The sequence below is a fragment of the Natronobeatus ordinarius genome (assembly GCF_024362485.1).
In the GTDB taxonomy this organism is placed as follows: Archaea; Halobacteriota; Halobacteria; order Halobacteriales; family Natrialbaceae; genus Natronobeatus; species Natronobeatus ordinarius.
The window spans coordinates 694,767-711,091 of record NZ_CP101456.1; the positions used below are offsets into that span (position 1 = coordinate 694,767).

Annotated in this window: 20 protein-coding genes; 10 read left to right on the top strand and 10 right to left on the bottom strand. The window is 67.6% G+C overall.

Features of this window, described 5'->3' with window-relative positions:
• Positions 1 to 9 precede the first annotated feature (9 nt).
• From endA to NMQ09_RS03660, 8 genes are all read left to right on the top strand, one after another.
• The gene (gene endA, locus NMQ09_RS03625; RefSeq protein ID WP_255193085.1) at positions 10 to 1,047 is read left to right on the top strand and encodes a tRNA-intron lyase; all 1,038 of its coding nucleotides are present in this window, start codon (positions 10 to 12) and stop codon (positions 1,045 to 1,047) included.
• 51 nt (positions 1,048 to 1,098) lie between these two features.
• The gene (locus NMQ09_RS03630; RefSeq protein ID WP_255193086.1) at positions 1,099 to 1,485 is read left to right on the top strand and encodes a DUF7971 family protein; all 387 of its coding nucleotides are present in this window, start codon (positions 1,099 to 1,101) and stop codon (positions 1,483 to 1,485) included.
• Between the two features lie 63 nt (positions 1,486 to 1,548).
• Positions 1,549 to 2,028 carry a hypothetical protein gene (locus NMQ09_RS03635; protein WP_255193087.1) on the top strand — a complete coding sequence of 160 codons (480 nt, stop codon included), beginning with the start codon at positions 1,549 to 1,551 and terminating at the stop codon, positions 2,026 to 2,028.
• A gap of 48 nt (positions 2,029 to 2,076) precedes the next feature.
• A complete protein-coding gene (locus NMQ09_RS03640) occupies positions 2,077 to 3,189 on the top strand; it encodes a glycosyltransferase (protein WP_255193088.1) in 1,113 nt (370 codons plus the stop codon).
• A gap of 94 nt (positions 3,190 to 3,283) precedes the next feature.
• On the top strand, positions 3,284 to 3,628 hold the full coding sequence (locus NMQ09_RS03645; protein ID WP_255193089.1) for a hypothetical protein: 345 nt from the start codon (positions 3,284 to 3,286) through the stop codon (positions 3,626 to 3,628).
• A gap of 43 nt (positions 3,629 to 3,671) precedes the next feature.
• The gene (locus NMQ09_RS03650; RefSeq protein WP_255193090.1) at positions 3,672 to 3,956 is read left to right on the top strand and encodes a ubiquitin-like small modifier protein 1; all 285 of its coding nucleotides are present in this window, start codon (positions 3,672 to 3,674) and stop codon (positions 3,954 to 3,956) included.
• A 51-nt stretch (positions 3,957 to 4,007) separates the two neighbouring features.
• Positions 4,008 to 4,268 (top strand): MoaD-like domain-containing protein, encoded by a 261-nt coding sequence (locus NMQ09_RS03655; protein WP_255193091.1) that lies wholly within the window; start codon positions 4,008 to 4,010, stop codon positions 4,266 to 4,268.
• Positions 4,268 to 4,633 carry a DUF8048 family protein gene (locus NMQ09_RS03660; RefSeq protein WP_255193092.1) on the top strand — a complete coding sequence of 122 codons (366 nt, stop codon included), beginning with the start codon at positions 4,268 to 4,270 and terminating at the stop codon, positions 4,631 to 4,633. Before NMQ09_RS03655 ends, NMQ09_RS03660 begins: the two co-directional genes overlap by 1 nt.
• 19 nt (positions 4,634 to 4,652) lie before the next feature.
• On the opposite strand, the gene NMQ09_RS03665 is transcribed toward NMQ09_RS03660, so the two are convergent.
• The 3 genes from NMQ09_RS03665 to NMQ09_RS03675 form a co-directional block, all read right to left on the bottom strand.
• Positions 4,653 to 5,036, bottom strand: coding sequence for a hypothetical protein (locus NMQ09_RS03665; RefSeq protein ID WP_255193093.1), 384 nt, complete (start codon positions 5,034 to 5,036; stop codon positions 4,653 to 4,655).
• 184 nt (positions 5,037 to 5,220) lie between these two features.
• Positions 5,221 to 5,370 (bottom strand): DUF7560 family zinc ribbon protein, encoded by a 150-nt coding sequence (locus tag NMQ09_RS03670; protein ID WP_255193094.1) that lies wholly within the window; start codon positions 5,368 to 5,370, stop codon positions 5,221 to 5,223.
• A gap of 66 nt (positions 5,371 to 5,436) precedes the next feature.
• Positions 5,437 to 6,093: a helix-turn-helix domain-containing protein gene (locus NMQ09_RS03675; RefSeq protein ID WP_255193095.1), complete on the bottom strand. Its 657-nt coding sequence runs from the start codon at positions 6,091 to 6,093 to the stop codon at positions 5,437 to 5,439.
• A 232-nt stretch (positions 6,094 to 6,325) separates the two neighbouring features.
• Here NMQ09_RS03675 and NMQ09_RS03680 point away from each other — a divergent pair, with 232 nt between their 5' ends.
• Positions 6,326 to 6,703, top strand: a complete 378-nt coding sequence (locus NMQ09_RS03680) for an ArsR/SmtB family transcription factor (protein WP_255193096.1) — start codon at positions 6,326 to 6,328, stop codon at positions 6,701 to 6,703.
• Positions 6,704 to 6,742: 39 nt separating this feature from the next.
• On the opposite strand, the gene NMQ09_RS03685 is transcribed toward NMQ09_RS03680, so the two are convergent.
• Positions 6,743 to 7,663, bottom strand: a complete 921-nt coding sequence (locus NMQ09_RS03685) for an alpha/beta fold hydrolase (RefSeq protein ID WP_303842769.1) — start codon at positions 7,661 to 7,663, stop codon at positions 6,743 to 6,745.
• Positions 7,664 to 7,833: 170 nt separating this feature from the next.
• Here NMQ09_RS03685 and NMQ09_RS03690 point away from each other — a divergent pair, with 170 nt between their 5' ends.
• Positions 7,834 to 8,640: a ZIP family metal transporter gene (locus tag NMQ09_RS03690; protein ID WP_255193097.1), complete on the top strand. Its 807-nt coding sequence runs from the start codon at positions 7,834 to 7,836 to the stop codon at positions 8,638 to 8,640.
• Positions 8,641 to 8,685: 45 nt separating this feature from the next.
• On the opposite strand, the gene NMQ09_RS03695 is transcribed toward NMQ09_RS03690, so the two are convergent.
• The 6 genes from NMQ09_RS03695 to NMQ09_RS03720 form a co-directional block, all read right to left on the bottom strand.
• Positions 8,686 to 10,656 (bottom strand): aconitate hydratase, encoded by a 1,971-nt coding sequence (locus NMQ09_RS03695; protein ID WP_255193098.1) that lies wholly within the window; start codon positions 10,654 to 10,656, stop codon positions 8,686 to 8,688.
• Positions 10,657 to 10,885: 229 nt separating this feature from the next.
• Positions 10,886 to 11,272 carry an ArsR/SmtB family transcription factor gene (locus tag NMQ09_RS03700; protein WP_255193099.1) on the bottom strand — a complete coding sequence of 129 codons (387 nt, stop codon included), beginning with the start codon at positions 11,270 to 11,272 and terminating at the stop codon, positions 10,886 to 10,888.
• Between the two features lie 110 nt (positions 11,273 to 11,382).
• Positions 11,383 to 12,030, bottom strand: a complete 648-nt coding sequence (gene mobA, locus NMQ09_RS03705) for a molybdenum cofactor guanylyltransferase (protein WP_255193100.1) — start codon at positions 12,028 to 12,030, stop codon at positions 11,383 to 11,385.
• Between the two features lie 15 nt (positions 12,031 to 12,045).
• Positions 12,046 to 13,326, bottom strand: coding sequence for an Mrp/NBP35 family ATP-binding protein (locus NMQ09_RS03710; protein WP_255193101.1), 1,281 nt, complete (start codon positions 13,324 to 13,326; stop codon positions 12,046 to 12,048).
• 76 nt (positions 13,327 to 13,402) lie between these two features.
• Positions 13,403 to 15,505 (bottom strand): 4Fe-4S dicluster domain-containing protein, encoded by a 2,103-nt coding sequence (locus NMQ09_RS03715; RefSeq protein WP_255193102.1) that lies wholly within the window; start codon positions 15,503 to 15,505, stop codon positions 13,403 to 13,405.
• 131 nt (positions 15,506 to 15,636) lie between these two features.
• A complete protein-coding gene (locus tag NMQ09_RS03720) occupies positions 15,637 to 16,296 on the bottom strand; it encodes a TorD/DmsD family molecular chaperone (RefSeq protein WP_255193103.1) in 660 nt (219 codons plus the stop codon).
• Between the last annotated feature and the right edge of the window lie 29 nt (positions 16,297 to 16,325).

Genomic DNA, 16,325 nt, shown 5'->3' on the forward strand with positions numbered 1-16,325 from the left:
GCCACGGGTATGACTCTCGAGGGGCGGTTCGACGACGGCGTCGTCCGGATCGGCGGCGACGCCCGCCAGCGCTACCACGATGCGCGCGGCTACGGCTATCCACTCACGGGCAACGAGATCGCGGTCGCCCCCGTCGAGGCGGCTCACCTGCTGTACCGGGGCGACCTCGAGGCGGTCGTCGACGGCGACGAGCGGCTTGGCTTCCGGGAGTTCGCCGCACGCGAACCCGGCCCGGACTTTGGCGTCGAGTTCCTCGTCTACGCCGACCTGCGCTCGCGCGGCTTCTATCTCACGCCCGCCGCCGAACCGTGGCTCGCCGAGCCGCCCGCGGCCGACTTCGCGGTCTTTCCCCGCGGGAAGGGGCCGGGAGACGGCGAGGTGGCGTACGCCATGCGGGTGATCGGCGAACGGACCGACGTCCCCGCGAGCGAACTCGAGCCGGGCGTCCTCGCGGTCGTCGACGAGGAAAGCGAGATCACGTACTTCGAGATCGGCCAGCCGGAGATCTCCGGGACCTCGAGTGCCGACCTGCCGTCGGCGGTCGACGCCGACCTGCTGGCCGACCGCGTCGTCGTCTGGGAGCCGCCGGCCGACCTCTACGAGCGGGCGTTCTACGGCCAGCCCCTCGAGGGACGGGAGTACGACCGGCCCACCTTGCAGTGTTCGCTGCTCGAGGCGGCCCACCTTGCTGAGGCGGGGGCGATCGACCTCGATCCCGAGACCGTGCTCGAGCGCGGGCGCGAGGTGGAGGGCGACCGGTTCGACCGACGATTGGGCGTCTATACGACCCTGCGCGAGCGCGGCGTCGTCCCCAAGACCGGCTACAAGTTCGGCGCCGACTTCCGGACGTACGCCGACGTCGCGTCGGTCGACGACCTCGGTCACTCCGAACTGCTGATCAGGGTGCTGCCCGCCGAACACGTCTTCGAGCCACGGGACCTCGCCCTCGACGTTCGGCTGGCTCACGGCGTCCGCAAGACGATGGTCTTCGCGCTGGTGGGCGAGGAGGGGATCGAGTGGCGATCGCTCGAGCGACTGACGCCCTGACTCTCGCCATCGGCACGAGGTTTCTTGACCCGCGCGGCCGTACGTCGTCACATGGAAGAGGTGTCACTCGGCGTCCCGAGACCGTTGCTCGAGCGGCTGCCCGACGGCGACGAGGACGCGGCGGCGGACATGCAACAGGCGGTCGCGGGCTGGGAACGGCGACTCAACCGCGCGATCGAACAGGCAGAAGACGACCGCGAGGCTGCGGGATACGTACTCGAGGCGATCGACCGCTTCGAAGCGCGCTTCGAGACGTACGACGAGCTCGTCCCCGAGCTCCGGGCGTGGGGACAGTCGCCGATCTACGCCATCGCCTGGCGAACGCTCTACGCCGACGTTATCAGTCAGCTCTACGAACACGAGGAGCTCGGGGAACACCTCGACCGCGAGCGGAACGCCCGGCTGGTCGAGGACGGCATCCGGCTGCGGGATCTGTAGGCTGGCTGAGGGTGGGCCGTCCGATCCACAATGATTTTACCCACTGGTTCGATACAGTCTTTCGTGGCGACGAACGACGAGCGCGACGCCTCCAGGGCGGGCGTCGACTGGATGACCCGAACGCGGCGTCGCGTCCTCCCGACCGTCCACCGGATCAAAGAACCGTTCGGTGGCTTCGCACAGTGTACGATGCACCCGTCCGAGTACGTCGGAACCGTCGAGCGCGAGCTTCGATCGTTTCGGCCCGACCTCGAGGCCATGTCCTTCGCTCCCGAGCCGATCGCCTCGCTAAAGGTTCACGAGGACGGCCGGAAGTCGGCCGGCAGCTGGGTCCGACGGAACTCTCCGCTCGACGACTGGCAGCTACACGTCACGTTGTTTCAGGACGGTCGAGACGCGGTCGAGGTGTTCGCTCACCGGGAATACTCTTGGCTCCGTCACCCCTACAAGCACTACACGGCCGAAGGCTGGGACACGACGGGCGGCGTAAAGCGGATGCGGTCGTTGCTCTCGGACCACGGCGTCTCCTTCCGGATCGACTGATCGACGGAGACGGAAATCTATTACTCTCGTTTCAGCAATAGCACGGTCATGTCTCGAGTCGAGACGGTCACCGCGTTTACGGACCTCTACCTGCCGACGGTCAACGGCGTCACGTACACCGTCAGTCTCTGGCGCGAGCGCTGGTCGTGCCGCTGGGGGACGATGCCGGTGGTCTATCCGCGGATGGACGGGCACCAGCCAGCCGCCGACGAGTACCCCGTCCGGAGCGTTCCCGCGCCGTTGTACTCGCGGTATCGTCTCGGGCTCCCGACGATCCCGGACGACCTCGAGACGCCGGACCTCGTCCACGTCCACACGCCGTTTACCGTCGGCTACGCGGGGATTCGCTTCGCCAGAAAGCGCGAGATCCCCGTCGTCGCCTCTTACCACACGCTGCTCGACGACCGGGCAGACCAGCACGTCCCGGAGAGTCTCGTCGAGGGCCTCGAGTACACCTGTCGCGCCTACGAACGCTCGTTCTTCGAGCGCGTCGACCACGTCACTGCGCCGACGTCGTTCGCTCGGCGCCACCTCTTAGAGCGCATCGGCGCGGACGTCGACGTCACGGTCGTCTCGAACGGCATCGACGTCGACTTCTTCCGGCCCGTCGATCCGACGACCTTTCGTCGCCTCTACGATCTTCCGTCGGAGCGACCCGTCCTCGGCTACACCGGTCGTCACGGCCCCGAGAAGAACATTTCGGAGGCGATCGACGCCGTCGCCGACCTCGACGTCACGCTCGTCATCGGCGGTGACGGCCCTGTTCGTGACGAGCTCGAGGATCATGCCCGCGAATCCAGTGCGGACGTACGGTTTCTGGGTTTTCTCGAGCGTGAGGACCTCCCCGCCTTCTATTCGGTGCTCGACGCCTTCGTCTTCCCCAGCCCGGTCGAGACCCAGGGACTCGTCGCGCTCGAGGCGACCGCCTGTGGCACGCCCGTCGTTGCCGTCGACGAGGGCGCGCTCACCGACTCCGTCATCGAGGGCGAGACCGGCTACCGGTACGAGGCCGGCGACATCGGGGGCTTTCAGTACGCGATCTGGCGGACGCTCGAGGAGAACGATCGGCTCTCGGACCTCTGTCAGCGCCGACGCGAGATGCTCTCGGTCGACCACTCCCTCGAGCAGCTCGCGCGGATTTACGATCGGCTCGAGCCGTGACTCGTCGAGGATCGGACGTTCAACCGGGGCCACATATAATGCGACCCCAGTGTCAGCCCGAGGGTTCAAATCCTCTCGATTGATAGGTAGTCCCATGGAGTACGCCGTCTCCCTCGAGGGAACGACGCTGGTGACGCTACACGAAGGAACTGACACGACCGCTCGCGACGAGGCCGTCTCCCAGCTCACGGCGAGCCTCGAGGAACTCGAGACCGACGACACGATCACCGACTGGACGGTCACCGATGCCGAGGTGTACGAGCATCCGACGGCCCCGTTCGATCCGTACACGATCACGGTCGCGTTTGCAGTGACCGTCGCCGCCGAGGCCGACGACCCTGGATCGGCGAAAGCACGCGGTCAGCAGGCGATCGACGACGCGCTCGAGTCGGCGGGACTCGACGCCGTCTCCTACACCTCAGCACCGTCGGCGGCGTAGACGAGCGTCGAGACTTATAGGCTCCCGCGACGAGTGTGTAGCTATGGAACTCGACCTGCGATTTTTCGCGACCTTTCGGGAAGCCGTCGGCCAGAAAGAACTCAGCCGCGACGTCGACGACGACGCCACCGTGGGCGACGTCCTCGCGGCGCTCGAGACGGAGTACGACGGACTCGAGGGGCGACTGCTCGATGACGGCTCGATCGCGCCACAGTTGAGCGTGTTGAAAAACGGCCGCGACGTGGTCCACATGGACGACGCCGAGACGGAACTCGAGGAGGGAGATTTGCTCTCGGTGTTTCCGCCGGTGGCGGGCGGCACCAGCTGACCGACGCTCGCCGACCGCGCCTTTTTGCTGTCGGCCCACGACTCTCGAGCCATGACGACGCGCGTCGAACGCTCCTTTCGTGGCATCTCCGAGCGGCTGGCGATTCGGTACCTGCAGAAGCTCGGCGGCGAACAGGTCGCCGACGACGCCGTCGAGGGTGACGGCTGGTCGGCCCGGCTCTCCGCCGAGACCGTTTCCATCGGTCCCTCGCTCACGCTAACCGAGGTGACGGTCGTCTTCGAGGGCGAGGAGGAGCGACTCGAGTCGCTGGTCGAACGGTTCGCCACGAAGGCGATGCGTGCGGGGGGCTGATGGCGGGCGAGCCGATCGACGGGCAGGTGCTGTTGCTCACCGCTGCGAAAGCCAGTGTCCCGCCGGCTCGTCTCCCCGATCTGGTCGAGCTCGCGCAGGTCGACCTCGAGTCGCGACTCGAGACGTATCGCCGTGGCTACGAGTGTGCCTACGAGGACGACGACCGATGTGCCTTCTTCGTCGAGTGGGGCCACTGGGAGGAAATCGGTGATCGGCTGGGCTTTACCGACCGCGAGCGGTCGGCGGTGCGCCGGGCCCACGAGGAACAACTGCTGCGCATCGGCCGCCGCGAAGATCGACTCGAGGAGTTCGAGTCGGCGCTCGAGATTCGCGACCCCGTGTTCGTGGGGATCGACGACGGCTGAGACGAATTGCCGTATCGAGTTACTCGATGGCTGCGCGGACGAAGTCGACTGCGTCCTGGTACCCATCCGGATCGAATGCCTTGATCGCGTCGTCCATACCGGCGTCGGTCGCCAGTCGATTGATCTGCATCGCGTTCGTGACGTTCGGCGAGACCGTCGCACACCGCACCCCCTGTTCGTAGAGGTCGCCCATCAACTCGGCCCAGACCTCGTTCACGTCGGCGGGCCACGCGCCGCCGGCGTTTCGGTTGTCGACGAAGACGGCGGCCGTCTCGTCGTGTTCCAGCAGTCGTCTGAGCTCCGCTACGATCGATTCGGCCTCCGCTACCGAGATGATGAAGTCGTCGTTCCGCCAGAGAACGAGCCCGCCGTCTTTGACGATATGTGTGGTGTCTGGTACCATGGTCGAGTGGCTGGAATTTGCCCGTCCACACAAAAACAGTTTCGCCCGACAGTTCGCGCTGGTGGACCGTGAGGCGGAGCACGGTGACGTCGACTCGGTCTCATACCGATGGTTGTAGTCTCTTACCGACGATCGTCGCCCCACCGGGACGACGATCACCGGTAAACAGTTACAACCGTCAGTATCAACCGGTCGTCGGCAGCGAGACGAAACTCGAGGGCTCGACCACGCTCCCACAGACCGGGCAGCCGTGCTCGAGGATCGCCTCCCGCATCGGTTCGTTGACCTCGATCGCCTGGCCACAGTCCGGACAGGTAAACTCGTATTTGCTCATGATAGATTCGTGTTCGTCAGGTCGTGTCTTAGGTATCGGTCCACTATATACAGGGTGTCTCGGCGATCACGAGTCGATCACCGCCCCGAGCAGTTTTCGCTGGGCTGCCGAGAGGTGCTCGGTGAACGTGGAGGTCGTGATGTCGAGTGCCGTTGCGACTTCGCCTGCGTTCGCCCCCTTCGGGTGATCGAAGTAGCCCATCCGGTGGGCCGTCTCCAGCACTTCACGCTGGCGGTCGGTCAACGCGCTTCGGTCGACGAAGACGAGGCTGTCCGCTGCGTATTCCTCGCGCGAGCGGAGCAACCGTTGCACGTCGAGTCCCGAATAGCGGTCGCGCAACTCTCCGATGATGGTCTGTAACGTCGCCATCTCCGGGGCGTGAAACGTGAGATACAGCCCACCGTCGCGCGCCCGAACGTCGGTGACCGGACAGTCGAACGCCTCGATGCACTCACATGGGCAGCCAACGCCCAGTTCGCGCTCGAACCGGTACGCCGAACTCGAGCCGTAGCGAAACACCTCCGTCAACCCCTCGTCGACGTCGACGTCGGTGAGTTCCTCCGCTGACGCTCCGATGAACTCCTCCGTCACCGTCCGCTCATCCGCTGGCGAGACGCTCTTGCTGACCGAGTGGCTCGCCATCTCCGCCTCCGCCGAGAACTGCGCGACAGGGCAGACGCTCGCGGCGTCGATTCGCACCTCCGCTCGGATTCCCGTCGCCATCGGTGCCTAGCCGTTACGTTTCGTCCGCTAAAGACGTCCCCCTCTATATGATGGGGGATGAAGGTGGGGCGTCCGTGACGAGGTCGGCCGACGCTCGTCCCGTACCCGCACTCGTCCCGGGCGCTCGAGTCGCACCTCCCGGGGCGTGGATTTCGACGCTACATATAATGCCCCCTCTATTTTGAGGGATTCATTTGGTGGCCATCCAGCGGCAACCAGTATCCGTCAACGTATGTCCGCCACGAACCAGGATCTGAATCAACGGCCGTCGAAGCGACGTGGGCTGGTGTCCCGGGACGCACCCGATGCCGAGTCCGTCCTCGAGGCCCTCGCCGACGACGCCTCTCGCGACATTCTCGAGGCGACGACGGAGGACTCCCTGAGCGCCACCGAAATCTCCACGCGCTGTGATATCCCTCTCTCGACTACCTACCGAAAACTCGAGCGACTGACCGACGCCCAGCTCGTCGAAGAACGGATTCGGATCAGCGCCGACGGCCAGCACGCCGCCGTCTACCAGAAGTGTTTCGAGGACGTCTCCGTGACCGTCACGACGGAGGGTGAGCCCGAAGTCGAGGTCACTCGGTCGCATCCGACGTCGACCCCCTGACCGTCTGCGCTGTTGCCGTCCTGTCCGTGGCGTGGGCCGTCACCGGTTCGACTCGAGAAACCCGACTAACGCGTCGGTCACCCGATCCGGTCTGTCGACCTGCACCCAGTGGCTCGCGTCCGGCACTCGTTCGATCCGGACGGTTTCGACGTAGCGCTCGAGTCCCTCCACCTGTTCGATCGAGAGCGCGACGTCCCGTTCGCCCCACACCACTAGCGTCGGCGGTTCGATCGGGGTGACGGGATCGGTGATGGCGGGCCCGACGACCGGAACCCGCGCGAGCAGCTCGCCCGGCATCGAGTCTCTGAACAGCGCCCGGTAGTAGTTGATCGCCGACTCGAGCGCCCCCGGCCGGCGGAACGCGGCCTTGTAGCGTTCGATTTCCGCCGGCGTGAACGCGTTCGGCTCGACGGCTCCCTCGCCGAACAGCGTCTCGAACGCCGCGAAGTCACGACTCGCGAACAGCCGCTCGGGCAGCCACGGAATCTGGAACGCGAGGACGTACCACGAGCGCCGGGCCTGCTCGAGGGAGCATTCGCGGACGTACTTGGCCGGGTGTGGCGCGTTCATGACCGTGAGCGACGTCACCCGCTCGGGGTGCGCCCCGGCGAGTTCCCAGGCCACGACGCCGCCCCAGTCGTGGCCGACGACGTGGGCCTGATCGGCCCCGAACGCGTCGAGCAGGCCGACGACGTCCCCGACCAGCGCCGGGAGGCGGTAAGCGGCGACGCCGTGGGGTTTCTCCGAGCGGTTGTAGCCGCGCATGTCGGGGGCGACGACGCGGTAGCCGGCGTCGACCAGGGCGGGGATCTGGTGACGCCAGGAGTACCAGTACTCGGGAAAGCCGTGTAAGAGGACGACGAGGTCGCCGGCTTCGGGACCGGCGACGACGCAGTGGAGTCGAATTCCGTTGGCGACGACGTCGCGGTGGCTCACGAGCTCGCCGGCTCGAGTGCTCACCGCCAACCACCGCCGGGGGTCGTTCGTTCGGGGTCGTCCATACGGGTCGTCTTCGTGGTCCGGACGCGAAATACCTATGCCGGGCCGACCGAAAGTCGCCGTCGAACCGTGTTCCCCGGTCGTGCTCGTCTCGTGAGGTCTCCATCGGCAACCGGCTCGAGGGTCGAACCGTGACGGTTCCGCTCGAGTACCTCGTCGTCGTCTTCCTCGCCGGCCTGGTGACGGCGCTCTCGACCGGACTCGGGGCGCTGCCGTTCTTCCTGACCGACGAGGTGAGCGACCGCTGGCTCGTCGGGCTCTGGGGGCTGGCCGCCGGCATCATCCTCTCGGCGTCGCTGTTCGGGCTGCTCCCCGAGGCGCTCGAGGCGGGTTCGCCGATCCACGTCGTCGCGGGGCTGCTCGTCGGCGTCGGCCTCGTGGTCGTCGCCGACCGCGTCGTCGGTGCTCACGACTTCGAGCCGCGGACGCTCGCGCGGGCGGACTTCGATAAACTCGTCCTGATCGTCGGCGTGCTCACGATCCACAGCGTCCCGGAAGGCGTCGCCGTCGGCGTCGCGTTCGCCGAGCTCGGCCTCGAGGGCGACCTCGTGCTCGCGGGCATCGCGGTGCCCGCACTCGCCGTCTTCGTCTCGCTCGCCGTCGCGATCGTGAACGTCCCCGAGGGGCTGGCGATCGCCATCCCGATGCGAACGTACGGCATCGGCCGCTGGCAGACCGTCGGCTGGGCGGTGTTCTCCGGCCTTCCCCAGCCGATCGGCGCCGTACTCGCCTACTACTTCGTCACGGTCGCCTCCGGCGTCCTCCCGTTCGGCTTCGGCCTCGCCGCCGGCGCGATGATCTACCTCGTCGCTCGCGACATGCTTCCCGAGGCGGCGGCTCGCGGGCGACACCTCCCCGGCCGCGGCCGACGCGAGCTCCTCGTGGGGTTCGTCGTCGGCCTCGGCTCGATGCTCCCGTTGCTCGTGGTGTTCGGGTAGGTACCCCGTTTAGCGGGGTAGGCCCCTCGAGTGGGTCCGAACCGATCAGTCGTCGGCCGTCGCCGCGTCGCCGTCTTCGGCCTGCGCTTTCGTCCAGGAGAGCTTGCCGCCGGCGGCCAGGATGGCGCGTTCGCGCTCGGAGGCGAAGAGCTCGGCGGTGAACTCCCAGTCGTCGTTGACCCGGACGGTGAACGCCTCGGCGCCGCTCTCGACGCCCTCGCGGACGTCGTCGACGATCTCGAGGTCGTCACCCTGCTCGAGGTTCTCGTAGGTCTCTTCGTCGATCGTCAGCGGAATCAGCCCGAAGTTGAAGAGGTTGGCGCGGTGGATACGCGCGAAGCTCTGGGCGAAGACGCCCTGGATGCCCAGATACATGGGACAGAGCGCCGCGTGTTCGCGCGAGGAGCCCTGGCCGTAGTTCTCGCCGGCCACCAGAAATCCGCCGTCGGCCTCGAGGGCGCGCTCGGCGAACGTCTCGTCGACCCGACTGAGGGTAAACTCTGAGAGTTTGGGGACGTTCGACCGGTACATCAGGATGTCCTGGGTCGCGGGGATGATGTGGTCGGTCGTGATGTTGTCGTCCATCTTCAACAGCGCCTCGCCTGCGAGGTCGCTGTCTAGGGGGTCTTTCAGTGGCACGTCGCCGATGTTCGGGCCCTTGACGAGTTCGTCGTCGACGGCCTCCTCCGGGGTGATGAGGTCGGCTTTGGAGGCGTCGTACTCGTCGGGGAGTTCGACGCCGGGATCCTCGAGGTCGTCGAGCTCGTCGGCCAGGTTGCGGGGGTCGACGATCTCGCCGGCGAGCGCCGCGGCGGCGGCGACCTCGGGCGAGCAGAGGTAGACGTTGTCGTCCTCGATGCCGGAGCGACCCTCGAAGTTGCGGTTGAACGTCCGCAGGGAGACGGAGTCGGAGGCGGGGACGTGACCGATGCCGATGCAGGCGCCGCAGGTCGCCTCGGAGAAGTTGACGCCGGCGGCCATCAGCTCGGCGACCCAGCCCTCGCGCGCGAGGAGCTCTGAGGCCTGCTTCGAGCCGGGGGCGACGATCATCTCGGTCGTCTTCGCCATCTCGCGGCCCTCGAGCATCTTCGCGGCGGGGAGGATGTCCTCGTAGGCGCCGTTGGTACAGGAGCCGACGATCACCTGGTCGACGGACTCGCCGGCGACCTCGCGGACGGGAACGACGTTGTCGGGCATCGAGGGCGTCGAGATCAGCGGCTCGAGCTCCCCGAGGTCGACGACGATCTGGTCGTCGTACTCGGCGTCGTCGTCGGGCTGGAGCTCGACGTACTCGTCGGCGCGTCCCAGTCGCTCGAGGTAATCGCGGGTCCGCTCGTCGGTCGGGAAGATCGACGTCGTCGCGCCGAGTTCGGTCCCCATGTTGGTGATCGTCATCCGCTCGGGGGCGGTGAGCGACTCGACGCCGGGGCCAGTGTACTCGAAGATCTTGCCGACGCCGCCTTTGACCGTCAGCCGGCGTAGCATCTCGAGGACGACGTCCTTGGCCGTCGCCCACTCGGGGAGTTCGCCCTCGAGTCGGACCTCGACGATTTTCGGCATCTCGATGTAGTAGGGAGCGCCGCCCATGGCGACGGTGACGTCGATGCCGCCGGCGCCGATGGCGAGCTGGCCGAGCCCGCCTGGCGTGGGTGTGTGCGAGTCAGACCCGAGCAGCGTCTTCCCGGGGGCGGCGAAGTTCTCCCGGTGGACGTTGTGACAGATCCCGTTCCCGGGTCGGGAGAAGTACGCACCGTACGTGCCAGCTGCAGAGCGGAGGAACCGGTGATCGTCCGTGTTCTTGAAGTCGAACTGGTAGGTCTGATGGTCACAGTACTGGGCGGCGACCTCGGTCTGGACCTCGTCCAGTCCCATCGCCTCGAACTGGAGCCAGACCATCGTCCCGGTCGTGTCCTGTGTGAGCACCTGGTCGATCTCGATCCCGATCTCTTCGCCGGTTTCGAGTTCACCTTCGACGAGGTGATCGTCGAGGATCTTCTCGGTGAGGGTCTGTCCCATAACGGGTTACACTCGGCTTCCCGAACTGATAAAACCACTGCGTACCACGGTCCATGCTGTCAGTGTTCAGGAGGTGGTAGGCGTCGAAACCGTCGCTAGCAGTGTCTGGATAGTGTGTATGGATTGCCGTTCCGATGTGTCGACACAACCGCAGCACGATCGCAGTTGCGCCGGAACTGGCTACAGCGGTCCGTCTCAACCGTCGGAACCGCGGTCGTCCGGTTCGAAGCTACCGCGTCCCGTCCAGCGCGACGAACAGGGCGTCCGCACGGCTCGTCGTTTGGTACTTCCGCCAGCGGCCGTCCTTTCGGCGGACGACCAGCCCGGCGTCGGTCAGCTGCGTGAGGGCGTGACTGACCGCGCTGTCGCTGACGTCGAGCAACGGTGTGAGTTCACAGACGGACAGTTCTCCATCGGCCGCTGCGAGCAGCCGCACGATCCGGTACCGCGTGTCGTCGGCGAGCGCCGAGAGTACCTCGACGTCTTCCTCGAGTGTGGGCTCGACCGAGTCCTCGAGCGCTTCGAGTTCCGCGAGCCGTCGCTCGAGGTCGCCGTCCCGGCACTCGCCCCACTCGTCGGCCAGGTAGCGACGGAGTCTGTCTCTCGATTCTGCCATCGAGTAGACGGTGAGACGTGGCTCGTAAAGAACTAGTCGAACGTCTGCGTTGCCTGTTATCGCGCGAACACGACGCCGATCGCCGACTCCCCGTCGGAAGCCCATTTCGTCTACTCCGGTCGAGGGCCGTCCTCGAGGCGGCCGGGCCGTGACGCTCGGAGCCACCGACGAGCGAACGCGAGGTCAGAACGGGTGTTGACGTTCCAGAACGCACGATCACCGCCGGGGAGCCGGCGGGCCGATACCGCGTGGACGTCGAGGTGGTCGAAGAGCGCGCCGACCCGGCACCCCTGAGCGTCGCCGACGGCGTCGATCGCATCCTCGAGCGCGTCGACCCGATAGGTGCCACACAGCGGCTGTCGCCGGCCGTCGACCCGCGGAACGACGACGTCGACGGGGCGGGCTTCGAGTCGAGCCAGCACCGACGACAGCGTCGCCGTCGTCACGAGCGGGACGTCACAGCCGACGACGATCGCCACGTCGTCGTCGACCACGGCACACGCCGTCTCGAGCCCGGCGACGGGGCCGCTGTCAGGAACTCGGTCGATCGCGAACCGAACTCCCTCGCCGGTCGACAGCGCCGTTTCGAACGCCGGACGTTGTCCTTCGCGACAGTTCACGACGACGGCGTCGGTGATCGGCTCGAGTGCGCCCACGACGTGTCGAATCATAGGTGAGCCAGCGACGGGTGCAAGCGCCTTGTCGCCGGGACCGAATCGGCGTGAGGTGCCACCGGCGACGACGATTCCGGTTGTCACGGCTCGATCACCGTCTCAGTCCGCCTCTCCGTCGCCCTCGGAGAAGTCGAGGCCACCGGAGACCGTCGACCCGGCCGGAGATTCAGCGTCGCTCGTCGGGTCGACGTCCTCGAGATTGCCGGTGGTCGTCGGGTCGCCGGTGGTCGTCGGGTCGCCGGTGGTCGTCGGGTCGCCGGTCGGTCGCTCGGCCGGGGAGTCACTCGAGCCGCCGACGGGTTCTTCTGATTCGAGGCCGATCTCACCTGGCTCGACGCCGGCGGCGGACGCCCGGCCAACCGCGCCGACGCGGTTTGCCACGGCATCGACGAGATTCGACAGCGGCTCCGCCGCAGGACCGCCGCCGAGGACGGCCGGCGGGCCGTCGGCGTCGTTTCGCGTCCGGATCTCGGGGTCCATCGGAACCTCGGCGAGCAGGGGCACGTCGTACTCCTCGGCGACCTCGCTCCCGCCGCCGCTGCCGAAGAGGTCGTGGATCCCGCCGCAGTCAGGGCAGTGAAAGCCGCTCATGTTCTCGACGAGCCCGAGGATGGGAACGTCGTGATCGGAGAAGATCCGCAGCCCCTTGCGAACGTCGTCGAGCGCGACGTCTTCGGGCGTGGTCACGATGAGCGCGCCGGCCACCGGCACCGTCTGGAGCAGCGTCAGCTGGGCGTCACCGGTCCCCGGTGGAAGATCGACGACCAGGTAGTCGAGCCGCCCCCACTCGACGTCCTCCAGCAGTTCGACGATCAGCTTGTCGATCATCGGCCCGCGGAGCATTGCGGGATCGTGTTTCTCCTCGTCGGGGACGAGAAACGCCATGCTCATCATCGTCACGTCGTAGGCTACCGGCGGGACGAGCGTCGCGTCGTCGGTGACGCCCGGCTCAGCCTCGATGCCGACCATCCGCGGGACGTTCGGACCGTAGATGTCGGCGTCGAACAACCCGACGCGAGCGCCCGCGTCGGCGAGGCCAGCAGCGAGGTTGGTCGCGACGGTCGTCTTCCCGACGCCGCCTTTGCCCGAGGAGACGGCGATCACGTTCCTGACGCCCGGAATGGGGCTCCCCGGGTCGCGATCCGGGAGCGTCACGGAGAGCCGCGCCTCGAGTCCCAGCTCGTCGGCGGCCTCGCGGATCTGCCGTCCCATCGCCATCTCGTCGGGGGCGTACGGCGCGGCGAACTCGAGGGTGAGCTCCGCGACGCCGTCGGCCACGCGGAGCTCGTCGATCAGCCCGAGCGAGACGATGTCGGCGTCGAGCGCTGGATCCTCGATCTCGCCCAGTCGGTCGCGAAGCTCGGCTTCGGTGGCCGTCATCGCGGGCCGCCCCCGTTCGCGCCGTTCGTCGGTTGATGCACCGTCGCGTCGTCCGTGGTCGCAAGTTCGATCGTGCTCATAATTTGAAGGCGAGTTCGCCCTTGCAGTCGCTGCAGTACTCGGCCATGTGGCCCTCGGCGCCCGGCAGTTCGCCGTCGGGGAGCTGGGCTTTCATGTTCTCGACGGTCGCGGTGCTGGTGAACTCCTCCCCGCAGCCCCGACAGGCGAAGGGCTCGTCCTCGTGGACGACCGTCCAGGCCTCCCCGCCGGTTCGCTCCGGCAGCAAGCCGAGGTCGAGTCCCGGCTCCATCGTGATCGCGCTCTCGGGACAGCCGGTCTCACAGAGCCCGCAGTTGACACAGCGCTCGTGACTGAACTCGAGGCAGCCGTCCTCGTTGCGGATCGCGTCGACGGGACAGAGGTTCGAGCACGTCGGGGTCAGCCCACAGGCGTCGCTGACGGTCATCACGCCAAAGTTCTCGAGCCCCCGAATCCGGTCGCGGTCGGGCTCGACGTGGTCGAGGATCGCTCGGACGCTCTCGAGTGCCCACGTACTGTTCCCGTAGGCGGACCGTTCGTCGGCCTCGATCGCCCGACCCGTGGCCTCGTGGGCGCCGGGTGGGACGGGCGTCGGAGACAGGCCGTCGACGAACGTCGAGAGCGACGACCCAAAGCCTGCGGGGTCGTCGGGGTCGGGGGCGAGGAAGGCCACCCGTTCGCCGAGGCCGAGGTCCGTCGTCGCCCGGTTCAGCCGGTCGACGAACTCGGCCTTGGGATCCGGTCCCGAGTGCTGGCAGTCACAGCCACAGCCGAGAATCGTCACCCCATCGGCGCCCGCTGCGAGCGCGTGGAGCACGTGGGCCTCGCCGACGGTGTCCGTGCAGTCGACCGCGACGGGGAGGATCGGCGGGTAGGCGACGTCGGCCCGGCCGCTTGCGGCGAGCCGGCCGTAGCGTCTGAGCGCCGTCGCCGCCCGCTTCGAACAGACGAACGCCACGACCTGGGTGTCGATCGCCGGGCCCGACCGGTCGAGGAGACCGCCACTCGGCTCCGCGGCGACGAGCGCCTCCACCTCGCGGGCGAGTCGCTCGTTCGTGCGTTCGGGCAGTTCGACGGCGCCCGTCGGACAGGTGCTCGTACACGCCCCGCAGGTCTGGCAGGCCGCCAGATCGAAGGCGACCTCGTCGGGGGCCGGCCGGGAGACGGCGTCGTGCGGACAGGCTTCGACACAGGCCGTACACCCCTGCTGGCCGGAGTCGCCGGCCGCACAGATCCCGACGTCGTACTCGAGGCCCGAGGCGAGGTCGGCGTCGAACAGCGCGGTTACGGCCGCGACGGTCTCGAGCCCGCTTCCCGTGTGATAGCCCGTCTTCCCGCCGGGGGCGGGCGTCTCGGCACCCGGGTGGACGACCTGGTCGACGGTGATCGTCTGCCGGGTTCCCCGAAGATCGATCGCGTTCGTCGGACAGACCTCGACCCACTCGCCGTCCGGCGCGTCGGGCGCGACGTCCACCGGCGTCCGCGTCACCGCGTCCTCGGGGCCGGCCTCGACGCAGCGCAGGCAGTCGATGCAGTCGTCGGTCACCCGCGCCTCGAGGGTCAGTTCGAACCCACCCAGCGAGCCCGAAACGTCGACGACGCGGCCGCGCTCGAGGCGAACCCCCGCGAGATCGACGTCGATGTCGTCGAACTCCTCGCCGTCGGCGAGCAGGGTCACGTCGGCCGAGGTGGCGAGCGTGGACGCGAGGTCGGCGTCGCCGACGACGGCCACCGACCGGCCGACGGTCGCGTCGACCGCCGGCTCGTCGGCTCCGCCGTGGTCGAGGCTCGCCCGGGCCGCGTTCACGAGCCGGGCGGTCTTCTCCGTCGCTGCGCGCTCGTCGTGGACCCAGCCCGCCCCCTCGCGCTGATCGACGAAGTGAATAGTCACATCGGTCTCGGCCTCGATCCGCTCGAGGCTCGCCTGGCCGGCGGCGGCCGGACAGGTGACGAGCAGCTCCTCGAGGTCGCGCGCCTCGACGACCTCTCGAATATCGTCGACGGTTTCGGCGCCACACAGCAGGTCGGAGCTCGCCGCCACCTCGACGCCGTCGATTCGGTCGCGGACGGTCTCGAGGTCGAGCGCACACGTGCCGGCGCAGTCACAGACGAACGCACCGACGCTCGCGTCGTCGGTCATGGCTCTTCCCGTCTGAGTCGTGGTTCGGCGTCGCTCCGGCGAGCGACGCGGTCGATTCGGTCGTGGACGGGTTCGCGTCCGCCTCGTTCAGCTGTCGTGAAACTCGTCATAGCGTGAAGATCTATCGTGAATTATCGGTCGATCGTTACGCCTTCTTCCTCGAGCGCCGTCACGTGGAGGTCGAGGACGGCCTCGGTCAGCGCGAAGAGCCCGCGGTAGAACGCCGGGGGATCGTCCCGTTCGGCCGCGTCGTGGAACTCGGGGAGCCAGTCGCCGACGTGAGTCTCGACGAACGCGAGCTGGCGCGTCCGATCGCCCTGGGCACACAGCTCGGCGAGAAAGGCGAGTTCGTACCCCGCGTGGTCGACGAGGTGGTCGTCGACCGCGAGCTCGAATCCTGCTTCGAGGTAGAAGGCCTCGACCGCCGGCGAACTCGGGCCGTTGAGCACGCCGTCGACGTACAGCGACTCGTACGGCGGCGGCGTCGACTCCCCGCGGCTGACGCCGTGGAACAGCCGCGTGAACGCCGCCCGGAGTTGCTCGAGGTCGGTCTCGGCCGCCAGAACGGCGTCGACGGCCGTGGCGAGGTTGTCGGGCAGCTCTGGGTCGGTCGCGACGGCGCTACACAGCGACTCGAGCGACTCGAGAAGCTCGTCGTCGGGGGCCTCGAGGTAGGCCCGGCCGAGGGTCCGGTAGACCGGTGCCAGGAGCGGGCCGAGTTCCGAGGGCGTCGCGTCGTCGATCGTCGACGCAGCGGCGGACGGTCGGCCTGAACGGTTCGAATCGTGCATGCTGAACGGTCGTCGTATCCATATCGGCC